The sequence below is a fragment of the Lysobacter enzymogenes genome (assembly GCF_023617245.1).
In the GTDB taxonomy this organism is placed as follows: Bacteria; Pseudomonadota; Gammaproteobacteria; order Xanthomonadales; family Xanthomonadaceae; genus Lysobacter; species Lysobacter yananisis.
On sequence record NZ_CP067396.1, the window covers coordinates 670,832 to 690,912 of the forward strand.

The following is a 20,081-nucleotide window of genomic DNA, read 5'->3' on the forward strand; positions in this document are numbered from 1 at the left end:
CGCCCGGCTCAGCGCGAAACCTTGGCGCGCGGCGTGAAGTCCAGCCGCCGCCGTTCGACGATGCGGCCGCCGTCGCGCCGGCCCTCGACCAACTCGTAGCCGAGCAGGGCGTAGACGCGTTGGCCGGCGAAGATCGGGCGGGCGTCGCCGTACCAGTCCACGCAGCTGACCACGCAACCGTCGTCGCGGCGCCGGCCGGCGTCGGCGCTGGAGGCCAGCGCGCCGGCCGCGCTCAGGTCCAGGCGGCGATTGCGCAGGAACAGCACGCGGGCGCCGCCGTCGCCGTCGTCGGCGATCACCGGCAGTCCGAGCAGGCCGTTGTCGGCGTCTTCGGGGCGGTAGAAGAAGCCGTGGGTGCGGTCGTCGCTCTGGGTGGCGCCGGTTTGCAGGTGGTGGCCGGCGACGCGCGCCGCGGCGCCCAGGCGCAGGCTGGTGAAATGCAACGCGCGCGTGCTGACCTGTTCTTCGTCGTCGCGGTCGGTGCCGATCAGGATCGCGTCCGGGCCGAGCGCGTCGACGCGTTCGACCGCGTGGGCCAGCCGCAATGTCGACACCGGCTCGCGCCGGGCATAGCGCAGGGCAAAGGCCCGCTTCACGTCGACGCCGTCCTTATCGCCCCAGTAGCCGCCGAAGCCGAACACCAGCCAGTCGCCGATGAAGCGCGCGTGCAGGTCGTAGTCGTAGATGTTGGCCTGCGGCAGCGGGCGGTAAGCGGCGCGGTGGGCGATGCCGCGGCCGTCGCCGAACTCGCTCAGGCGCACGCGCAACAGGGCGAGATCGCCGGTGCGCGTGCGCGAGGCCCACATCGCTTCGCCCTCGGCGTCGTTGCCGACCAGCACGTTGAGCCAGCCGTCGCGCTGCAGGAACGACATCTGGTCGACCGGCGAGCCGCTGGCGCGCAGCGCGCTGGGCGGGCGGCCGTCGAGCGGCATGCGGAACACGGCGGCGTTGGGCCGGCCGGGGTGGTCGGGATCGGGGTCGCGCGAGGTCCAGACGTAGACCGCGTCCTCGGACACGTAGAAGGTGCGGCTGTCCGCGCCGAGCACCGCGCTGGAGCGGCAGCGCATGCGCGGGCCGCCGAGTTCGCACTGGGTCACGGCGTGCAGGGCGACGTCGTGCGGGTCGAGCAGGCCGGGCGCGGTGTAGATCGCGGTGGCCGGCAGGATGCGGCGGAAGTCGGCCGGGGTCGCGCCGTTGCGCCAGTGGCGCAGCGCGGGCAGGCGCGCGTCGGGGCGGTCGGTTTCGTAGTCTTCCAGCGACATCGGCGCGTAGAAGATCAGGGTCTTGCCGATCAGGCGGCTGGCGTAGTTGCGCGCCGAGTAGTAGTCGCTGCTGCGCAGCTGGTAAGTGGCGCGATAGCGCAGGCCGCCGCCGGCTTGCAGGTCGAACAGCCCGATCTCGGTGCCGCCGCGGTCGTAGCTGTAGCCGATCACCACCACGGTGCCGTCGGCGACGAGCATTTCGTCGTACCAAGTGTCGCTGGGATCGGAGCCGGGGGCGAAGGCGTCGATCGACGACACCGCGCGCAGGCGGTCGCCGCCGGTGTCCAGGGAGAACAGGCGGCCGCGGCGCAGGACGATCAGGTAGTCGCCTTGTTTCTTGACGATGTCGCCTTCGTCCACGCCCTGGGTCTGGACGTTGGTGATGGTGTCGGCGGACGGCGACTCGGCGGACGGCGACTGGATGCGCGAGCCGGTGACCTGGATGCGGTCGAGGGTGGTGCCTTTGTTCGCCGCCGCCGCCAACGGGGCGGGGACCGATGGCGCGGGCGCGGCAGGCGCCGCCGGCGCGTCTGCCGCGACTGGAACGGGCGGCGCGTAGTGCCGGCGCGAAGCGTTGGAGCCGAGCAGGCGCGCCATCGCGCGGCGGAATTCGCGCTCGCTGGCGAACGGCTTGAGGGTCTTGCCGGCGGCGGCCGTGGCGGGAGGGCGGGCCGCCGCGGCCGGCGTGGCGGCCCGGCCGACGGTCGGGGCCGCCAGGGCGAGCAGGGCGGCGGCGGACAGCGCCGCGGCGAACAGCGATTTCATGGAGTCGTCCTTGTGGTCCGGGCGAGGACGCCGCGGCCGGCGGCCGCGGCGGATATCGCCATCAACGTCCGTGTCGGCGCCGTGGGGTCGGCGGCGGCGCGCCGCCGGCCGGCTCAGGCGTCGAAGTGCTTGCGCACCGCTTCGAAGTCGGCGACCGGGCGCACCTCGATGCGGCCGGTGCGGCTCCACGGGAACGCCTGAGCGATGCGCACGGCCTCGTCCATGTCCGCCGCCTCGATCAGGTTGAAGCCGCCCAGGTATTCCTTGGCCTCGGCGAAGGGACCGTCCATGAAGGTGGTGCGGCCGCCGCGGGTGCGCAGCGACACCGCCTGCGCCGGCGGCGCGAGCATCTGCGAGTCGACCAGCTGGCCGCTCTCGCGCATCTCGTCGGCATGGCGGATGCAGCCGCGCATCATGGTCGCGTACTCGCCGTCGGGCAGGGCTTCGATCAGCGCATCGTCGTTGTAGATCATCACCAGGAACTTCATCGGGACCTCGGCAGCGGGGGCGGGCGTTCGGCCGGCAGGATAACGCCGGGAGCGCAGGGCGATGCAGTGACAAAACGCATGCGGGTTCAGTTGCCGCGGGCGGCTGCGGGGCAAGGCTGTCGTGGGAGGGGCTTCAGCCCCGACGCTTTCGTTTCCGCTGGCGAGTGGCTCCATGGGAGTATGTCCAGGGCTGAGCGGAAAGCGTCGGGACTGAAGTCCCTCCCACAAGAGCGGTCCCTCCCACAAAACCACAGAAGTAGCCCCCCCTCCGCGAAACCGTCCCTCCCACAGCCGCCGTCCCGTCCATGTCCGCCGAGTTCGTCTGCCGCCCCATCGCCTACCTGCGCTCGCCCTACGCCCAGCGCATCGACGCGCCGCACCAGTCCACGGTGGTGGCCGGCACCGAAAGCGGCGCGGCGGTGCAGGCGCGGCTGGAGTTCGTCGCCGACCTGCCGCCGGCGGCCTACGCCGACCTGGCCGGGTTCGAGCGGATCTGGCTGATCTTCGCGTTCCACCGCAGCCAGGGCTGGAACGCGCAGGTCAAGCCGCCGCGCGGCGGGCCCAAGCGCGGGGTGCTGGCGACGCGCTCGCCGCACCGGCCCAATCCGCTGGGGTTGTCGGCGGTGGAGTTGGTGGCGGTCGAGGACGGCGCACTGGTGCTGCGCGGGGTCGATCTGCTCGACGGCACGCCGGTGCTCGACATCAAGCCGTACGTGCCCTACGCCGACGCGTTCGCCGGCGCGCGCGCGGGTTGGATCGACGACATCGACGCCGACCAGGGCCGCCATTCCGCGCCCGGTCCCAAGCGCCCGCGAACGCCCGCGCCGGGCGCCTGAGGCCTTGCAACGTCTATGCGCCGGCGCGCGTCTCAAGCCTTGGGACGCGGCTGTGCATGCTGTGGCCCGCTGCCTTGACGGAGCGTGGTCCCGGCGCTAGTTTCCCAACCGGTTAACTACCACAGCTCCACATAAGATCGATCCAAACCATTTGCGGTCCGTGCCGTCCGGCTTCGGTTCGCCCCGGCTTCGCAGCGCCGGGGTCCGCGGCGCGGCGTTTCCTCGCTCAGGAGTTCCGACATGACGTCCGACGGTTCCAGCACGCTCGCGGTGGCGCCCGCGCGCACGACCCACCGTATCGAAGAGCGCAGCATCACCCTGCAACGCATCATCCACGCCCCGCGCGAGCTGGCGTTCCTGGCCTGGACCGACCCGGTCCACGTCGCCCGCTGGTGGGGCCCGCACGGCTTCCGCAGCGTGGTGCGCGAGATGGACGTGCGCGTGGGCGGGCAGTTCCGCATCTGCATGGTCGGGCCGGACGGCGCCGAGTATCCGATCAAGGGCGTGTACCGGCAGATCCTCGAACCCGACCGGCTGGTCTACACCGACGACTGGGACGACGAGCGTCCGCCGCAGCCCTCGGAGGTGACCGTCGATTTCGCCGAACAAGGCCCCGAGGAAACCCTGTTGACCGTGGCCATCGTGTTCCCCGACCGCGAGGAACGCGAACTGGCGCAGGAGATGGGCACGGTGCCGGGCTGGAGCGATTCGTTCGAACGCCTGGACGCCTACCTCGCCGAGCGCTGAGCCGGCGCGGCGTCGCGGCACCCTGCCGCGGCGCCGTCGGCGCCCCAAGCGCCTGACAAACCACCCTGGCGGCCGCCACCGCGCGCCCGCACTGTTCCATCGGTGCGCTCGTACCCACACGCGCCGCGCGCGCCGGCGCCGTTACCATCGCAGCGCCCGGTCTTGCCCCGTTGCCGACCGTCCTTCGCCGCCGCGCCGTCCCCGGCGCCGCGCCACCTCCACAGCCGCGCCGCGCGCGGCGACCGCGGAGCCGCCATGCCGCCACAGACCCCCGCTTCCCCCGTGCCCGCCGCCGACGCCATCGTGTCGATCCAGGGCCTGACCAAGACCTACGCCGGCGGTTTCCAGGCGCTCAAGCGCATCGACCTGGACATCCGCCGCGGCGAGATCTTCGCCCTGCTCGGCCCCAACGGCGCCGGCAAGACCACCCTGATCAGCATCGTCTGCGGCATCGTCAATCCCGGCGAAGGCCGGGTGCTGGCCGACGGCCACGACATCGTGCGCGACTACCGCGCCGCGCGCGCGGCGATCGGGCTGGTGCCGCAGGAGCTGCACACCGACGCGTTCGAAACCGTGTGGGACACGGTCCGCTTCAGTCGTGGCCTGTTCGGCAAGGCGCCCGATCCGGCCTATCTGGAAAAACTGCTGCGCGAGCTGGCGCTGTGGGACAAGCGCGGCGAGAAGATCATGGCCCTGTCCGGCGGCATGAAGCGGCGCGTGCTGATCGCCAAGGCGCTGTCGCACGAGCCGCGCATCCTGTTCCTCGACGAACCCACCGCCGGCGTCGACGTGGAACTGCGCCGCGAGATGTGGGCGATGGTGTCGCGCCTGCGCGAGAACGGCACGACCATCATCCTGACCACCCACTACATCGAGGAGGCCGAGGAAATGGCCGACCGGGTCGGGGTGATCAACAAAGGCGAGATCGTGCTGGTCGAGGACACCCGCGCGCTGATGCGCAAGCTCGGCAAGAAGCAGCTGACCCTGCAACTGCAGGCGCCGCTGGCCGCGCTGCCGGCCGGACTGGCCAACGACGCGCTGGCGCTGTCGGCCGACGGCAACGAGCTGGTCTACACCTTCGACGCCCAGGCCGAGGACACCGGCATCGCCGCGCTGCTCAAGCGCCTGGCCGAGCACGGGATCGAGTTCAAGGACCTGCGCACGGCGCAGAGTTCGCTCGAAGAGATATTCGTCAACTTGGTCAAGGCGCCGCGCCCGGCGCAGGAGGCGCGGGCATGAACCTGCATGCGATCAAGGCGATCTATTTCTTCGAGATGCACCGCACCTTCCGCACCCTGATGCAGTCCATCGCTACGCCGGTGCTGTCGACGTCGCTGTACTTCATCGTGTTCGGTTCGGCGATCGGCTCGCGCATGGTCGAGATCGGCGGGGTCAGCTACGCGGCCTTCATCGTGCCGGGCCTGATCATGATGTCGCTGCTGACCGAGAGCATCTCCAACGCCTCCTTCGGCATCTACCTGCCCAAGTGGTCGGGCACGATCTACGAACTGCTGTCGGCGCCGGTGTCGTTCATCGAGGCGATCTGCGGCTACGTCGGCGCGGCGGCGACCAAGTCGGTGATCCTGGGCACGCTGATGCTGATCACGGCGCGGTTCTTCGTCGATTTCGAGATCGTCCATCCGTTGTGGATGATCGCCTTCCTGGTGCTGACAGCGGTCACCTTCAGCCTGTTCGGCTTCATCATCGGGGTGTGGGCGGACGGTTTCGAGAAGCTGCAGATGATCCCGATGATGATCGTGATGCCGCTGACCTTCCTCGGCGGCAGCTTCTATTCCATCGACATGCTGCCGCCGTTCTGGCGCTCGGTGTCGCTGTTCAATCCGGTGGTGTACCTGGTCAACGGGTTCCGCTGGAGCTTCTACGGCAAGTCGGACGTGGACATCGGGCTGAGCGTGGGGATGACCGCGGGGTTCATGGTCTTGTGCCTGGTGGTGGTGTGGTGGATCTTCCGGACCGGCTACAAGCTCAAGAGTTGAACGCGGCGGTCTAGTCGGTCGGAGCGCGTCCCTCATCCCAACCCCTCTCCCGCAAGCGGGAGAGGGGCTTTGAGCGGCGCTGCGAATGTGTTCCCTCTCCCGCTTGCGGAAGAGGGTTGGGATGAGGGGATGAGCGCCGCAGACGCGAGTTTCGCCGCAGCCGCCGACGGCGCCCTCACCGAAAACCGCCCGGCACGGGAAAAACCGGGAAAAGCGGCAGCCATTCGTCGCGACCGAACCCTGCCGTATACCCGACCCGCGGAGTATGCTGCGGCGGTCCCGGCCCGGCCGCGTTGAGCGCAGCGCGGTCGTCGCGCCGGACCGCAGCCGGAGCCACCGCGGATGCCCAACGACCACCAGCAACTCCACCGCGGCCTCAGCGAGCGCCACATCCGCCTGATGGCGCTGGGCGCCGCGATCGGCGTCGGCCTGTTCCTGGGCTCGGCCAACGCGATCAAGCTGGCCGGCCCCGGCATCCTGCTGGCCTACCTGCTCGGCGGCGGCGCGATCTTCATCATCATGCGCGCGCTCGGCGAGATGGCGGTGCACAACCCGGTGGCCGGTTCCTTCAGCCGCTACGCGCGCGACTACCTCGGTCCGCTGTCGGGCTACCTGACCGGCTGGAACTACTGGTTCCTGTGGCTGGTGACCTGCGTGGCCGAGATCACCGCGGTCGGCGTGTACATGCAGGTGTGGTTCCCCGGTTCGCCGCAATGGGGCTGGGCGCTGGCCGCGCTGGTGGCGATGGGCTCGGTCAACCTGATCACGGTCAAGGCTTACGGCGAGTTCGAATTCTGGTTCGCGATGATCAAGGTGGTGACCATCGTCGCGATGATCCTCGGCGGCCTGGCGATGATCGTGTTCGGCCTGGGCAACAACGGCGTGGCCATCGGCATCTCCAACCTGTGGGCGCACGGCGGCTTCTTCCCCAACGGCGCGCAGGGCGTGCTGATGTCGCTGCAGATGGTGATGTTCGCCTACCTCGGCGTGGAGATGATCGGCCTGACCGCGGGCGAGGCGGCCAACCCGGCCAAGTCGATTCCCGACGCGATCAACTCGGTGTTCTGGCGGATCGTGATCTTCTACGTCGGCGCGTTGTTCGTGATCCTGTCGCTGTACCCGTGGAACGAACTGGGCACCACCGGCAGCCCGTTCGTGCAGACCTTCGAACGCCTGGGCATCCGCGAGGCCGCCGGCATCATCAACTTCGTGGTCCTGACTGCGGCCTTGTCCTCGTGCAACGGCGGCATCTTCAGCACCGGCCGCATGCTCTACAACCTGGCCCAGCAAAAGCAGGCGCCGGCGCTGTTCGCGCGCACCTCGCCCGGCGGCGTGCCGCGTGCGGCGATCCTGGTGTCGGTGGCGGCGTTGCTGATCGGCGTGGCGGCGAACTATCTGGCCCCGGCCAAGGTATTCGTGTGGGTGACGTCCATCGCCACTTTCGGCGCGATCTGGACCTGGGGCGTGATCCTGGTGGCGCACATGAAGTTCCGCGCCCGCCTGAGCGCGGCCGAGCGCGATGCGCTGGCGTTCAAGGCGCCGATGTTCCCGGTCGGCTCGTGGATCGCGCTGGCGTTCCTGGTGCTGGTGATCGGGCTGATGGCCTATTTCCCGGACACCCGGGTGGCGTTGATCGTGGGGCCGGCGTTCTTGGTCCTGTTGACGGTGCTGTTCTACGCGTTGGGGTTCCATCGGCGCGCAGCGGTGGATTGAGCGCCGCGGCGACGGCGCCGGACCCAGGCGGCGCGAGCTTCGGCTCGCGCCGCTTTGCGTTTTGGTTGGCGCTTCCGTACCTGCGCCGCCATTCCGGCGAAAACCACCATCCGTTTTGATTTTGCCGTTGTCGTTGCCGTTGCTTTTTGCTGGGACGCAACCCCAAGCAAAGCACACGTTCTGCAGCCCCGAAGGGCGTGCGCATGGATGCGCACGCGCGCCATGGGGCAGGATGCCCCTTATGGCGCGGCCCCGCGCCACGATGAGCCTTAGTGGCTCTTGATCCGAAAAAGATAAGGCCTTTTCTTTGGTTACTTTCTTTGTGGCTTAAGACAAAGAAAGTGACCCGGCCGCTTGCGGACGGAAGCTCTTGATGTTCGCTTGTCGTCGCGCGCACGCACACGCAAGGACGAAACCCACCGCGGCACGCCCCCTGTAGGAGCGGCGCAAGCCGCGACCGCGCCATCGCGGCGATTGCGAAAGTTGCGTCGTAGTTGCGTTGCCGCGGTCGCGGCTCGCGCCGCTCCTACAGTCGGATACGCAACCCCTCGCCCGTCATTCCGGCGAAAGCCGGAACCCACTTTGATTTTGCTGCTGCCTTCGCCGTTATCGATATGTCGCGCGATGACAAGCCACTATCAAAAGCTTTCGTCCGCAAGCGGCCGAGCTACTTTCTTTTGTCAGCGCGACAAAAGAAAGTAGCCAAAGAAAAACGCTTGTTTAAGGTCACAAGCCACTAAGTCCAGCACCTTGCGCGGGGCTGCGCCATAAGGGACATCCTGTCCCATGGCGCACGCGCGCATCCATGCGCGCGCCCTCCGGGGCTAGGCGACGTGGGCCTCGGGCGGGGTTGCGTCACAGCGAAGAGCAACTGCAAGAGCTGTGGCAGCACCAGCACCAGCACCAGCACCAGCACCAGCACCTGGCGGCTTCGCGATCTCAAAGCCGCCTCCCTCGGAGGCGGCGCATTGAAATGCGTCATCTCAACGGACGCATCCGCCGAGCTTGCGGCAGATGCGTCCCAACGACGCCGGCTTACTCGCCGGCCGCGACGGCTCCGCCGCCAGGCGCCTTGGCCTGCAGGCTGCGCGCCGTCTGCGCCAATTGCAGGAACTCGCCGCGGTAACCGTTGCGGTCGTCGCCGCGCGCGCTGCGCGCCAGGCCGATCACGCCGTCCCAGCCGAAACCCGGACCCAGGCGCTCGCCGCCGCGCAGCATTTCGCCGAAGCCGGCCACGGCCGCGGCGAAGCGCATGCGTTCGCCGGGCTGCGCGGCGATGTCGCGGCGCATCAGCGGGCTCTCGATCAGGCGGCTGCGGTCTTCGCCCGGACGCTTGTAGCGCAGCTTCAGCAGCGCCAGCTCGTCGGGCTTGACCGCGCCGGCGGGCTTGGGCGCCTCGTCCTTGGCGTAGCGCAGCGGGTCGCTGGCCTCGCCGCCGGAGCCGACCAGGGCCAGTTCGTACAGCGCGGTGACGTCGTGGCCGGCGCCGATCTCGCCGGCGTCGACCTGGTCGTTGTTGAAGTCCTCGCGCTTGAGCAGGCGGTTCTCGTAGCCGATCAGGCGGTACTCGGCGACCGTGGCCGGGTTGAACTCGACCTGCACCTTGACGTCGCCGGCGATGGTCATCAGGGTCGAGCCCATTTCCTCGACCAGCACCTTCTGCGCTTCCAGCGCGCTGTCGATGTAGGCGTGGTTGCCGTTGCCGACGTCGGCCAGGCGCTCGGCCATGGCGTCGTTGTAGTTGCCGGTGCCGAAGCCGAGCGTGCTCAGGGCGATGCCGCTCTTGCGCTGGTCGGCGACCAGGGTTTCCAGCGCCTGCTGGTTGGCCACGCCGACGTTGAAATCGCCGTCGGTGGCCAGCAGCACGCGGTTGATGCCGCCGTCGATGTAGGCCTGGCGCGCGGTCGCGTAGGCCAGCTGGATGCCTTCGCCGCCGTTGGTGGAGCCGCCGGCCTGCAGGCGTTCGAGCGCGTCCATGATCTCGCCGCCGTGGTCGCCCGGGGTCGGCGGCAGCACCAGCCCGGCCGAGCCGGCGTAGGCGACGATCGACACGCGGTCCTGCGCGCGCAGCTGCGGCAGCAGTTGGGCGAAGGCGCGCTTGAGCAGCGGCAGCTTGTCGGGTTCGTCCATCGAGCCGGAGGTGTCGGCCAGCAGCACCAGGTTGGCCGGCGGCAGCTGCTCGCGCTCCACGTCGTAGCCCTGGATGCCGATCTGCAGCAGCACGCGCTTGCCGTTCCACGGCGCCGGCGCCAGTTCGGTGGTGACCTCGAACGGCACGTCCTTGGATTCCGGGCGCGGATAGCCGTAGTCGAAATAGTTCACCAGTTCCTCGATCCGCACCGCGTCCTTGGGCGGCAGTTCGCCGGCGGCGAGCATGCGCCGCACGTTGGCGTAGCTGCCGGTGTCCACGTCGATGGAGAAGGTCGAGACCGGCTGTTCGGCGGTGCGGTGGATCGGGTTGGGCTCGATCTTCTCGTAGTTCTCGGTGTTGGTTTCGGGCGCCTGCGCGGCCATCGGCGGCTCGGGCGCGGAGACGTACTCCACGGCGGCGGCATCGGCCGATTCGGCGCGCTCGACCTTGCGGCTGCAGCCGGCCAGGGCCAGCGCGACGGCGAGGCCGGCGACGAGCAGGCCGCGCGCGGGGAGAGGGGAACGGGGGCGAATGCGGAGCGGGGAACGCGACGACATGGTGATCCTCCAATGATCGGTTGTGCGTCGGTGAACTGCATGCCGCGGGCCGTGCGGGCCGCGCCGCGGCCTTCGTGGCCGGTGGCGGGGCCGTCCCTGGACGGCGGCGATCGGACGCTACACCAAGCCGTCTTCGCTTTTCGTTATGACGCAGTTCGCTTTTTTCGCGGACCGTCGGCGCGGCACAATGAGCGCCCCCGCACGGCGGGGCCGCGCGTCGGGGAACGCGCGGCCGCCTCCGTTGCGCCGATTCCCCCTGTCGTCTTCCGCCCACCGCATGACCGAACCGCGTCCCGATCTGACGGCGCTGCTGCAGCGCGCCCACGCCGCGATCGCCCAGGCGCGCGACGTCGAGGCCGTGCGCCTGCTGCAGCGGGTGCTCGAATGCGATCCGGACAACGTCCACGCGCAGTACCTGCTGGCGATCCAGCACGCCCAGCTGGGCCTGTACGACCGCGCCGAGCAGCGCCTGCGCGCGGTGCTGGCGCGGCTGCCGGGATTCGTGGTCGCGCGGTTCCAACTGGCGCAGCTGTTGCTGATGCGCGGCATCGCGAGCGATGCGCGCCAGTGGCTGCGGCCGGTGCTGGACGCGCCGGCGCCGCTGGGCGACTACGCCCGCGCCCTGGACGCGGCGGCGGCCGGCGATGCGGCGCGCGCCTGCGCCCTGATCGAGGCCGCGCAGCGCCTGCCGCAGCCGATCCCGGAACTGGCCGCCGACATGGACCGATTGCTCGCGGGCTTGCGCGCGGCGCCCGCAAACGCAGCGGGAGGGACGTCAGCGCCGACGCCGCCGGCCCGGGTCGCGGCGACCTGAGACGAAAGCATCGGGGCTGAAGCCCCTCCCACGAAAGCTCGCGCGGCGGCGAAGACTTATTCGGCGTCGGGCGCTTCGGTGAGGTAATACGCCTCGACCGCGCCCTTGTGCTTCATCGTCATCGGGTTGCCGCGGCGGTCGAGCGACTTGCCGACCGGCAAGCGCACCCAGCCTTCGCTGATGCAGTACTCCTCGACGTTGCTGCGCTCCACGCCGTTGAAGCGGATGCCGATGCCGCGCTCAAGCACGGAAGGGGCGTAGAACGGGCTGCGCGGGTCGTTGGAGAGGCGGTCGGGCGGGGTATCGGTCATGGCGGCGCTCGTGCGTGATGGACTGCGCGCCGGCGCGGACGCGGCCGGCGCGGCGCCTAGGATACGCGCGCGCGCCGGCACGGCCCAGCCTCGGCAAAGCCCGCGCGCGGCGCCCTAGAATGGCGCCGACCTCCAAGAGGGCAGGGCCCATGAAGATGGCGGCGGCCTGGATCCTGGCGCTGGGGCTGGCGCTGCCGGCCGCGGCGGCGGCGCAGGACATCGAGACCGGCGGGCGTTTGCGCGTGGCCGGATTCGGCCGCGTGGCCTGGCAGCCGGACCTGTACGAACTGGCGTTCGCCGCGGTCGGCGACGGCGCCGACGCGAACGCCGCGCGCGAACGATTCGAGCCGGCGCAGGCGGCGCTGCGGCGGGCGCTCGACGCCCACGCCGGCGCCCTGGCCGGGCGCGCGCAGGACCCGCCTCGGCTGCAGTCGCGCGGGACCCAGGCGGCGCCGCAATGGCGCTTCTCCAGCCGTTTCGCCGTGCGCGTGCGCGGCGAGGCCGCGCTGGTCCGGCTGCAGCAGGCCCTGGCCGAGGCCGGCGTGGCCGAATTCGAACTGCGGCCGTTCTCCGAACGCCTGCCCGAGTACACCGAGCAAGCGCAGCGCCTGGCCCTGCGCGACGCGCAGCGCCGCGCCCTGGCGATCGCGCAGGAACTGGGCTGGCGTCTGCGCGGGGCGCGCGCGGTGAAGTTCCTCGACGAGCGTCCGTGGTGGTCGCCGCAGACGCCGACCGCGCGGCAGCACGGCGCGCGCGCGTACGACTATGCGGCCGAGGCGCCGGCGCAGACCGGCGAGGTGACGGCGCAGGCGGAGGTGGAGTTCGAGTATTCGCGCTGAGCGGACAGGACAGCGTCGGGCCTGAAGGCCCTCCCACACGAGCGGCTGTTGTGGGAGGGCCTTCAGGCCCGATGCTCTCGGATCCGGTCGCTTCGACCGCCCGAACGCCAAACCCCGTCCTTGGTCGAACGCCGCGATTGAGGCAGCATCGACGCTTCGCGCCCACCGGAGCCCACGATGCCCCTGCGTTCCGCCCTGCTAGCCTGGAGCCTGCTCATGAGCGCCGCCATCGCCCACGCCGAGACCGCGCCGGTCGAATTGTTGGTGGGCTGCTACACCGGCGGGCAATGCCAAGGCGTCGGCCGCTATCGCTTCGACCCGGCCAGCGGCCGCATCGATCCGCGGCCGCTGGAAACCATCGTCACCGACAATCCTTCGTGGCTGGCCGTCTCGGCCGACGGCGCGCGCCTGTTCGCGGTCAACGAGAACGGCCCGGCCTCGCCCGATCCGGTCGGCCGCGCCAGCAGTTTCGCGCTCGGCCGCGGCGCCGCCCGCAGCCGCGCGCTGTCGCGGGCCAACACCCTCGGCGACGATCCGGCGCACGCCGCGCTCGGCCGCGACGGGCGCTACCTGTTCGTGTCGAACTACTCCGGCGCGCAGAGCCCCGGCGGCAGCCTCGCCGTGCTGCCGGTCGATGCCGACGGCCGTCTCGGCGCGGCGGTGCAGGTGCTCGGCCATCGCGCCAGCCAGGCCGATCGCGAGCGCCAACTCGGCCCGCACGTGCACGCCGCCGCGCAATCGCCCGACGGCCGTTACGTGTTCGCCGCCGACCTCGGCGCCGACAAGGTCTATGCCTATCGCTACGACCCGGCGCGCAGCGCCGAGCGGCCGTTGCAGGCCGCGGCGACGCCGTGGCTGGAGCTGCCGGCCGGCAGCGGGCCGCGCCACCTGCTGTTTTCCGCCGACGGCCGCCATGCCTATCTGACCCTGGAGATGAGCGGCGAGATCGTCGCGCTCGATCACGACGACGGCCGCCTGCGCATCGTCCAGACCCTGGCGCTGGACCCGGGCCGGCGCCAGGGCAACGCCGCCGCCGCGCTGCACCTGTCGGCCGACGGGCGATTCCTCTATGCCAGCAACCGCGGCGAGGACAACCACATCGCCGTGTACGCGGTCGATCCCGGCGACGGCCGCCTGCGTCCGCTGCAGCGCCGCGCCAGCGAAGGCCGCGGGCCGCGCGAATTCGCGCTGGCGCCGGACGGGCGCCATGTGGTGGTGGCCAACCAGCACAGCGGCAATCTGGTGGTGATCGCGCGCGATCCGGCCAGCGGCGAACTCGGCGCGACGGTGCAGACCTTGCCGATGGTGTCGCCTTCGGACGTGAAGTTCGTGCCGGGGCCTTCGCGGTAACCGTAGCTTGAGGCTGTTGCGTCGGGCTGCGGCGATTTGATCGGAAGGCGTCGGGCCTGAAGGCCCTCCCACAGGAGCGGGGGCCCCGCACGGCGACAACGCATCGTCCCGCCGGCGCGGTTGCGGCGCGCGCCGCCGATGGCGTGCAATGGCGCTCTCCCCTCATCTCAGGAGTGCGGCATGGAACACCGTTATCTCGGCCGCTCCGGCCTGCGCGTGCCGGTGCTCAGCTTCGGCACCGGCACCTTCGGCGGCCACGGCGATTTCTTCAAGGCCTGGGGCCAGACCGACGTGGTCGAGGCGCGCCGCCTGCTCGACATCGCGCTCGAAGCCGGCGTCAACCTGTTCGACAGCGCCGACATCTATTCGCGCGGCGCGGCCGAGTCCATCCTCGGCGAAGCGTTGCAGGGCCGCCCGCGCGACAGCTACCTGATCTCGACCAAGGCCACCTTCCGCTTCGGCGACGGCGAGAACGAGGTCGGCTCCTCGCGCCAACACCTGCTGCGCAGCGTCGACGCCTCGCTCAAGCGCCTGGGCACCGACTACATCGACCTGTTCCAACTGCACGGCTTCGATGCGCGCACGCCGATCGAAGAGACGCTGTCGACCCTCGACGATCTGGTCCGCGCCGGCAAGCTGCGCTACCTGGGCGTGTCGAATTTCTCCGGCTGGCATCTGATGAAGTCGCTGGACCTGGCCGAGCGCCACGGCTGGAGCCGCTACGTCGCCCACCAGGCCTATTACTCGTTGATCGGCCGCGACTACGAATGGGAGCTGATGCCGCTGGGCCTGGACCAGGGCGTCGGCGCCGTGGTGTGGAGCCCGCTGGGCTGGGGCCGCTTGACCGGCAAGATCCGCCGCGGCCAGCCGCTGCCGGACACCAGCCGCCTGCACGCCACCGCCGACATGGGACCGCCGGTGGAGCAGGAGTACCTGTACCGCGTGGTCGACGCGCTCGACGACATCGCCGCGCAGACCGGCAAGACCGTGCCGCAGATCGCGCTGAACTGGCTGCTGCAGCGGCCGACCGTGGCGACCGTGGTGATCGGCGCGCGCAACGAGGAACAACTGCGGCAGAACCTCGGCGCGGTCGGTTGGAATCTTACCCCCGAGCAAGTGGCTACGCTCGACGCCGCGAGCGCGCGCGATAAGGCTTATCCGTACTGGCACCAGGCCGGTTTCGCCGAGCGCAATCCCTCGCCGGTGTGAATCTCGCGGCGCCGCGTAATCTACCTGTAGGAGCCGCGCGAGCTGCGACCGCGGGGCGTCCGCTCGCGTTGCAAGTTTCGTCGTAGTTGCGTTGTCGCGGTCGCGGCTTGCGCCGCTCCTACAGGGGCTGCGGTGCGCGGCGAAAAACGAAAACGCCCGGCATGCCGGGCGTTTTCGCGACCCTCCCCAGGATCCGCAACCTCAGCCCGCGTCCTTCAGCGTGAACGTGCCCGGCAACTTGGTGTCGCGCTGGTCGCCCCACATCATCATCGACACGAAATCCTCGCAGCCCGATTGGCCGCGGCGCGAGATCGCCGCGAACACTTCGTCCGGGGTCTTGGCGATGGCGATCTGTTCGCTCAGGTCGTTGGGGAACGGCGTGATCCGGCCCGAATCCAGGTCGCGCAGGCGCTCGCCGCCGTGCTGTTCGCCGCCGATGTTGCCCACGCTCTCGCGGGCGCGGTCGCGCAGCGCCATCAGGTCCTTGTCGGTGAATTCGAACTGCAGGTGCTGGTCGCCGTCGAATTTCTTGTTGAGCTGCTCGGGGTGGTACGACGAGTTGAAGTACGAGGCGGCCACGTCGCTGGTGTTGGGCAGCACCAGGGTCCACTGGGTGGAATCCTTGACCGGCTTGCCGTCGGCGCCGACCTGGAACTGCACGTCGGTGGTCTGGCCCATCGACTGGTAGCTGTTGGTCTGGTCGACCGTGCCGTCCTGCCACACGTTGCGGGTGATGGTGAGCTGGCTGCTGTTGCCGATGCCCATCGACACCGGGCCCAGGTCGATGCCCAGCCGCGCGGCGTGCTCGGCGTTGAACACCTCGGTGGTGCCCGAGCGCTGCACGCCCGGCGGGTTCCAGTCCGGCACCTTGCCGCCGCTGATGAACGCCTGGTAGGCGTCGCGGCCTTCCTGGGTGGACAGGTCGATGCGCGCGGTGTTGAGCGAGCGGGTCTCGCTGCTGGTCTCCACGCTCAGGCCGATCGAGTACGAGCCGACCTTGCCCAGGCCGAACATGGTCGCGTTCTCCACCGTCTCCATCGGACCGGCGTAGACCTCGACCACCGAACTGTCGACCTTGCGCACGCCGAAGCCGGCGCCGTCGAGTTCGGTATGCGTGCCGCCGATGCCGACGTAGGACTTGTAGTTCAGGGCGAAGTCCGAGCCGGTCAGGTTCTGCCCGCGCATCAGCACCGAGGTGCCTTCGGGCATCGCCAGCGGATCGAGCGGATTGGGCATGCCGCTCATGTCGCCCTTGTCGAGCTTGGCGCCCTGCTCGGGCGTCACCGTCGCCTCGTAGCTCAGCCGGGTGCCTTCGACCTCCATGTAGTGGCCGAGCACCGGCGGCGCCTTCAGCGCGGCCTTGAGCAGCTTGGAGTTGTCGACCAGCTCCTTGACCCCGTCGGGCACCTGGTTGAACCGGTCGGCGTACTTGTAGAGCTTCTGCAGCGGCGTCTTCGCCACTTCCACGCCCGCTTCGGTGTGCAGCTGCACCGAGGCCTTGAACTGCTGGGTCTGCTGGAAGTCCACGCCGGTCTGCACGTCGGACAGTTCCACCTTGCCCTCGGCGACGATGTCGGACTTGAGCTGCGGCGAAACCACGCCGGGCGTGCCGATGCCGACGACCGGCGTGCTGTAGGTGACCGACATGCCGGGGTTGATCGCGTACGACAGCACGTCGCTGGGCATCAGCTTGAGCAACTCGTAGCTGGACGCGACCTGTTCGGGCGTGGGCTGGTCGGGCAGCTGCACGCCCAGGGTTTCCAGCGCGCCGCGCACGGTCGGGAAATCGAGCTTGGCGACTTCGCTGGGCTTGGCGTCGCCGCTGTTGGTCAGGTAGGCCGGCACGTCGGTCGGCTTGTCGGTGGCCTCCACGACGATGCGCTGCAATTCCTTGACGTAGGGATTGCTGTCGAACGCGTCGCGCGACTGCTGGTACTCGTAGTTGGCGGTGGCGCCGTTGAGGCCGCTGTTGCGGAAGTCCTCGAGCTTGGGCTCCATCCGGTCCAGCGCCGCCTGCGCTTCGGTGCGGCGGGTGGTGTTGAACTCGCTCACGCGCGGCCGGTAGATCGAGTCGTAGACCTGCGAGGGCATGCTCGAAGACAGGTCGCTGTTCTTCGGCAGCGGCAGGCCGTGGATCGCGCGCACCGCTTCTTCGGGCGTCTTGGCGTCCTGCGGCGGAGGGGCCGGCGGCGGCGGCGGGGGCGGCGGCGGGGGCGGCGGCGGAGGTTCCGGCGCCGGCGCGGCCTGGGTCTTGGCGGCGTCGAGGATGGCCTGCCGGTCTTCCGGCGGCAGGTTGCGCAACAGTTGATAGTTGACGCCGTCGATGCCGCTCATCGCTGATCCCCTCGTCTTGGCTTGGGGGCGCCGCGAAGCGCCCAGGCCGCCACGATAAGAGCGCGTGTTCAGGTTCGGAACTGGGGGTAACCCTAGAACTGGAACAGACATGACAACCGTCACCACGGCAGGCGCGACAGCCGACCTCGGAACGGGTGCGCGGAGTCGGACCACCGGGTCCGCGCGGCCGCGCGCGAGCGGCCGCGGCCCAGGCCGTCGCGTCGCGAGTCCGTCGCGGCCGCGGCAACGCACTCGCAGCGGCGCCGCAGTCCGACGCCGGGCCGAGCCGCGCGGCCCCGCGCCGCCGCGGCCCGGCCCGCCACCGCGCTCAGCCGGCCTGCTTCATCGTGAACCCGCCGAGCAGCGGGGCATCGTCGCCGGCGCGCACGATCGCCAACAGGGCGGGGGCGACGTGGCCGGTGTCGCCGTTGCTGGAGATCGTTGCGAACACTTCGTCGGGCGTGTCGGCGACGGCGATCTTCTCGATCACGTCGCCGGGGCCGAGCACGCCGCGCCCCGCATCCAGATCGCGCAGGCGTTGTTCGCCGTCCGCGCCGCCGTCCGCGACCACGGCTTGGCGCGCGCGCTCGCGCAGGTCCAGCAACTGGTCGTCGCTGAATTGCATCTGCAGGTGTTGGCGGTGCTCGAACTGCCGGCCCAACTGGTTGGGATCGAAGGCGGCGTTGAAATAGCGGGCCAGGGTCGGATCGGTATCGGCCAGGGTCAGCGTCCACTGGCTGCTGCCCGGCACTTCCTTGCCGTCGGCGCCGATCCGGCACTGGAGTTCGGTCGCCATGCCGCCGGCGGATTGGTAACTGGCCTGCCAATCGGCGCTGCCGTCCTGCCAGGTGTTGCGGGTCAGGGTGACCTGGCTGTTGCCGCCCAGGGCCAGCGACATCGGCCCCAACTCGATGCCCAGGCGCTTGGCGTCCTCGGCGTTGAACACCTCGGTCTTGCCGGAGCGCTGCACGCCCGGCGGATTCCAGTCGGGCACCTTGCCCGCGCTCATGAACGCCTGGTAGGCGTCGCGCCCTTCCTGGGTCGACAGGTCGATGCGCGCGCTGTGCAGCGAGCGGGTCTCGGCCGAGTTTTCCATGCTCAAGCCGACCGAGGCGGTGCCGACCTTGCCCAGGCCGAGATACGACGCGTTCTCGGCGGTCTTGATCGGTCCGGCATAGACCTCCACCAGCGCGCCTTCGAGCTTGCGCACGCCGAAGCCGGCGCCTTCCAGTTCGGTGCGGCTTTCCTTGCCGCCGCCGTAATAGCGGTAATTGAATTCGAATTCGTGGCCCTTGAGCTGCTGCCCGCGCATCAGCACCGAAGTGCCTTCGGGCATGCCCAACGGGTCGAGCGGATTGGGCAGCGCGGCCAGGTCGCCCTGATCGAGCCGCTGGCCTTGCGCCGGCGTCACCGTCGCTTCGTAGCTCAGGCGCGCGCCGGCGAAGTCGGTGTAGCTGCCGGCGAGCTTCTCTTCGCGTATCGCCCGCTGCAACCGCGGCGAGTCGGCGATCAGCCGCTGCGCGCCTTCCGACACCAGGCCCAGGCGTTCGCTCCAGCGGTGCAGGCCATGCAGCGGCCCGGCCTTGCCGGCCTCCACGCCGATCTCGCCTTGCATCTGCACCGAGGCCTTGAACTGCTGGGTTTGCTGGAAGCCGACGCCGGTCTGCACATCCGACAGCTCGACCTTGCCTTCGACCGCCAACTGAACCTGCGGGCGCACGCCGCCGGCCGACGGCATCGGCGCGCCGACTTCGCCGGCGTAGCTCACCGACATGCCCGGATTGATCGCGTAGGCGAGCAGATCGCGCGGCACGGTCGCGAGCAGTTCGTAGCCGGCGGCGATCTGCGCCGGCGTCGGATCCGGCGGCAGGTCCACGCCGAGCGCATCGAGCGCTTGCTTCATCGCGTCGGGTTGCAATCCGGCGAGCGCGTCCTGGCCGAGCGGCGCCTGCGCGCCTTGCGCGCGTTCGAGGTAGGCAGGCAGTTGCGCGGCGGGTTGGCGGCACTCGTCGACGATGCGCTTGAGCTCGACCACGTAGGGGTCTTTGTCGAACTCCGCGAGGGTCTGGGCGTAATGGTTGTCGGCATTGCCGGCGCCGTCGCGCTTGGGCGTGAGCCGCTCCAGCGCCGACTGCGCTTCGCCGCCGCGGGTCTTGTTGAATTCGACCACGCGCGATTGGTACAGCGATTGCGCGGTCTGCGCGTCGAGGCCGCGCAGGTCGTCCTGCGTCGGCAGCGGCAGCGCGTTGATCGCGCGCACCGCTTCGGCGGCCGATCGCGCCTGCGCCGGCGCGATCGCCGCGGCCACCGGGGTTGCGGGCGAGGGTTCGTTGGGCGTGGGTTGCGCGGCGGGCTGGAGGATGCCGGCGCGATCGTCTTCCGGCAGGCTGCGGAGCGCCTGCCACTGCACACTGCTGAGTCCACTCATGGGTTCGGTCCTTCGTCGGGGGACAGGACGCTTCATGCGTCCGGGCGATGCGGTGCGGTACCGCGCACGGCTACCGCGGGCCGCAAGATAGAAGAACGCGAAACATGCCGGTACTGGGGACAACCCGCAGGGCCCGCGCCATGACGCGCCGCACCCAAGCGCCGTCGCAGCCGGCCATGGATTCGCCGCAACACGCACTCCTTGGGTGATAGACGTCGCGGAACCGAACACTGCCCGCGCAAACCGCGGCGGCCAGCACTTGCGCGACAAACAAATGCAGTACAAGAGCGGCGCGGGAAT

General features: G+C 70.1%; 16 protein-coding genes and 1 pseudogene. 10 read left to right on the forward strand and 7 right to left on the reverse strand.

What is annotated here, in order from left to right:
• Nucleotides 1-8: 8 nt before the first annotated feature.
• On the reverse strand, nucleotides 9-2,027 hold the full coding sequence (locus JHW41_RS02800; protein ID WP_250448960.1) for a beta-propeller domain-containing protein: 2,019 nt from the start codon (nucleotides 2,025-2,027) through the stop codon (nucleotides 9-11).
• A gap of 113 nt (nucleotides 2,028-2,140) precedes the next feature.
• The gene (locus JHW41_RS02805; RefSeq protein WP_057949264.1) at nucleotides 2,141-2,515 is read right to left on the reverse strand and encodes a YciI family protein; all 375 of its coding nucleotides are present in this window, start codon (nucleotides 2,513-2,515) and stop codon (nucleotides 2,141-2,143) included.
• Between the two features lie 305 nt (nucleotides 2,516-2,820).
• On the opposite strand from JHW41_RS02805, the gene tsaA reads away from it, so the two are divergent.
• The 5 genes from tsaA to JHW41_RS02830 all read left to right on the forward strand — a co-directional run bounded on the left by tsaA (nucleotide 2,821) and on the right by JHW41_RS02830 (nucleotide 7,808).
• The gene (tsaA, locus tag JHW41_RS02810; RefSeq protein ID WP_250448961.1) at nucleotides 2,821-3,351 is read left to right on the forward strand and encodes a tRNA (N6-threonylcarbamoyladenosine(37)-N6)-methyltransferase TrmO; all 531 of its coding nucleotides are present in this window, start codon (nucleotides 2,821-2,823) and stop codon (nucleotides 3,349-3,351) included.
• A gap of 240 nt (nucleotides 3,352-3,591) precedes the next feature.
• Nucleotides 3,592-4,098: an SRPBCC domain-containing protein gene (locus tag JHW41_RS02815; RefSeq protein ID WP_078997400.1), complete on the forward strand. Its 507-nt coding sequence runs from the start codon at nucleotides 3,592-3,594 to the stop codon at nucleotides 4,096-4,098.
• Nucleotides 4,099-4,353: 255 nt separating this feature from the next.
• Nucleotides 4,354-5,337: an ABC transporter ATP-binding protein gene (locus JHW41_RS02820; protein WP_250448962.1), complete on the forward strand. Its 984-nt coding sequence runs from the start codon at nucleotides 4,354-4,356 to the stop codon at nucleotides 5,335-5,337.
• Nucleotides 5,334-6,095 (forward strand): ABC transporter permease, encoded by a 762-nt coding sequence (locus JHW41_RS02825; protein ID WP_057949260.1) that lies wholly within the window; start codon nucleotides 5,334-5,336, stop codon nucleotides 6,093-6,095. Before JHW41_RS02820 ends, JHW41_RS02825 begins: the two co-directional genes overlap by 4 nt.
• Nucleotides 6,096-6,437: 342 nt before the next feature.
• Nucleotides 6,438-7,808 (forward strand): amino acid permease, encoded by a 1,371-nt coding sequence (locus JHW41_RS02830; RefSeq protein WP_057949259.1) that lies wholly within the window; start codon nucleotides 6,438-6,440, stop codon nucleotides 7,806-7,808.
• A 1,035-nt stretch (nucleotides 7,809-8,843) separates the two neighbouring features.
• Here JHW41_RS02830 and JHW41_RS02835 read toward each other — a convergent pair.
• Nucleotides 8,844-10,496: a vWA domain-containing protein gene (locus JHW41_RS02835; protein WP_428995447.1), complete on the reverse strand. Its 1,653-nt coding sequence runs from the start codon at nucleotides 10,494-10,496 to the stop codon at nucleotides 8,844-8,846.
• A 277-nt stretch (nucleotides 10,497-10,773) separates the two neighbouring features.
• Here JHW41_RS02835 and JHW41_RS26255 point away from each other — a divergent pair.
• A pseudogene (locus JHW41_RS26255) lies at nucleotides 10,774-11,025 on the forward strand (tetratricopeptide repeat protein); the annotation flags it as partial.
• A gap of 80 nt (nucleotides 11,026-11,105) precedes the next feature.
• Here the strand turns inward: JHW41_RS26255 and JHW41_RS26260 are convergent.
• A complete protein-coding gene (locus JHW41_RS26260; protein ID WP_428995617.1) occupies nucleotides 11,106-11,321 on the reverse strand; it encodes a hypothetical protein in 216 nt (71 codons plus the stop codon).
• On the opposite strand from JHW41_RS26260, the gene JHW41_RS26265 reads away from it, so the two are divergent.
• Entirely contained in the window at nucleotides 11,320-11,397 is a 78-nt protein-coding gene (locus tag JHW41_RS26265) for a hypothetical protein (RefSeq protein WP_428995618.1), read from the forward strand. The genes JHW41_RS26260 and JHW41_RS26265 overlap by 2 nt on opposite strands.
• Here the strand turns inward: JHW41_RS26265 and JHW41_RS02845 are convergent.
• Entirely contained in the window at nucleotides 11,367-11,621 is a 255-nt protein-coding gene (locus tag JHW41_RS02845) for a DUF3297 family protein (RefSeq protein ID WP_057949257.1), read from the reverse strand. The two genes, JHW41_RS26265 and JHW41_RS02845, sit on opposite strands and share 31 nt — an antisense overlap.
• A gap of 149 nt (nucleotides 11,622-11,770) precedes the next feature.
• Between JHW41_RS02845 and JHW41_RS02850 the strand changes: the two genes are divergently transcribed.
• The 3 genes from JHW41_RS02850 to JHW41_RS02860 all read left to right on the forward strand — a co-directional run bounded on the left by JHW41_RS02850 (nucleotide 11,771) and on the right by JHW41_RS02860 (nucleotide 15,019).
• Entirely contained in the window at nucleotides 11,771-12,460 is a 690-nt protein-coding gene (locus JHW41_RS02850) for an SIMPL domain-containing protein (protein ID WP_250448964.1), read from the forward strand.
• 177 nt (nucleotides 12,461-12,637) lie between these two features.
• Entirely contained in the window at nucleotides 12,638-13,810 is a 1,173-nt protein-coding gene (locus JHW41_RS02855; RefSeq protein WP_250448965.1) for a lactonase family protein, read from the forward strand.
• 180 nt (nucleotides 13,811-13,990) lie between these two features.
• On the forward strand, nucleotides 13,991-15,019 hold the full coding sequence (locus JHW41_RS02860) for an aldo/keto reductase (protein WP_250448966.1): 1,029 nt from the start codon (nucleotides 13,991-13,993) through the stop codon (nucleotides 15,017-15,019).
• A gap of 201 nt (nucleotides 15,020-15,220) precedes the next feature.
• On the opposite strand, the gene JHW41_RS02865 is transcribed toward JHW41_RS02860, so the two are convergent.
• Nucleotides 15,221-17,353: a hypothetical protein gene (locus tag JHW41_RS02865; protein WP_250448967.1), complete on the reverse strand. Its 2,133-nt coding sequence runs from the start codon at nucleotides 17,351-17,353 to the stop codon at nucleotides 15,221-15,223.
• Between the two features lie 328 nt (nucleotides 17,354-17,681).
• The gene (locus JHW41_RS02870) at nucleotides 17,682-19,781 is read right to left on the reverse strand and encodes a hypothetical protein (RefSeq protein WP_250448968.1); all 2,100 of its coding nucleotides are present in this window, start codon (nucleotides 19,779-19,781) and stop codon (nucleotides 17,682-17,684) included.
• Nucleotides 19,782-20,081 lie beyond the last annotated feature (300 nt).

Coding starts and splice junctions, on each gene's coding strand:
- JHW41_RS02820 (WP_250448962.1), top strand. CDS start 4,354: ATGCCGCCACAGACCCCCGCTTCCCCCGTGCCCGCCGCCGACGCCATC.
- JHW41_RS02830 (WP_057949259.1), top strand. CDS start 6,438: ATGCCCAACGACCACCAGCAACTCCACCGCGGCCTCAGCGAGCGCCAC.
- tsaA (WP_250448961.1), top strand. CDS start 2,821: ATGTCCGCCGAGTTCGTCTGCCGCCCCATCGCCTACCTGCGCTCGCCC.
- JHW41_RS02800 (WP_250448960.1), bottom strand. CDS start 2,027: ATGAAATCGCTGTTCGCCGCGGCGCTGTCCGCCGCCGCCCTGCTCGCC.
- JHW41_RS02865 (WP_250448967.1), bottom strand. CDS start 17,353: ATGAGCGGCATCGACGGCGTCAACTATCAACTGTTGCGCAACCTGCCG.
- JHW41_RS02825 (WP_057949260.1), top strand. CDS start 5,334: ATGAACCTGCATGCGATCAAGGCGATCTATTTCTTCGAGATGCACCGC.
- JHW41_RS26260 (WP_428995617.1), bottom strand. CDS start 11,321: ATGCTTTCGTCTCAGGTCGCCGCGACCCGGGCCGGCGGCGTCGGCGCT.
- JHW41_RS02860 (WP_250448966.1), top strand. CDS start 13,991: ATGGAACACCGTTATCTCGGCCGCTCCGGCCTGCGCGTGCCGGTGCTC.
- JHW41_RS02850 (WP_250448964.1), top strand. CDS start 11,771: ATGAAGATGGCGGCGGCCTGGATCCTGGCGCTGGGGCTGGCGCTGCCG.
- JHW41_RS02845 (WP_057949257.1), bottom strand. CDS start 11,621: ATGACCGATACCCCGCCCGACCGCCTCTCCAACGACCCGCGCAGCCCG.
- JHW41_RS02805 (WP_057949264.1), bottom strand. CDS start 2,515: ATGAAGTTCCTGGTGATGATCTACAACGACGATGCGCTGATCGAAGCC.
- JHW41_RS02815 (WP_078997400.1), top strand. CDS start 3,592: ATGACGTCCGACGGTTCCAGCACGCTCGCGGTGGCGCCCGCGCGCACG.
- JHW41_RS02835 (WP_428995447.1), bottom strand. CDS start 10,496: ATGTCGTCGCGTTCCCCGCTCCGCATTCGCCCCCGTTCCCCTCTCCCC.
- JHW41_RS02855 (WP_250448965.1), top strand. CDS start 12,638: ATGCCCCTGCGTTCCGCCCTGCTAGCCTGGAGCCTGCTCATGAGCGCC.
- JHW41_RS02870 (WP_250448968.1), bottom strand. CDS start 19,781: ATGAGTGGACTCAGCAGTGTGCAGTGGCAGGCGCTCCGCAGCCTGCCG.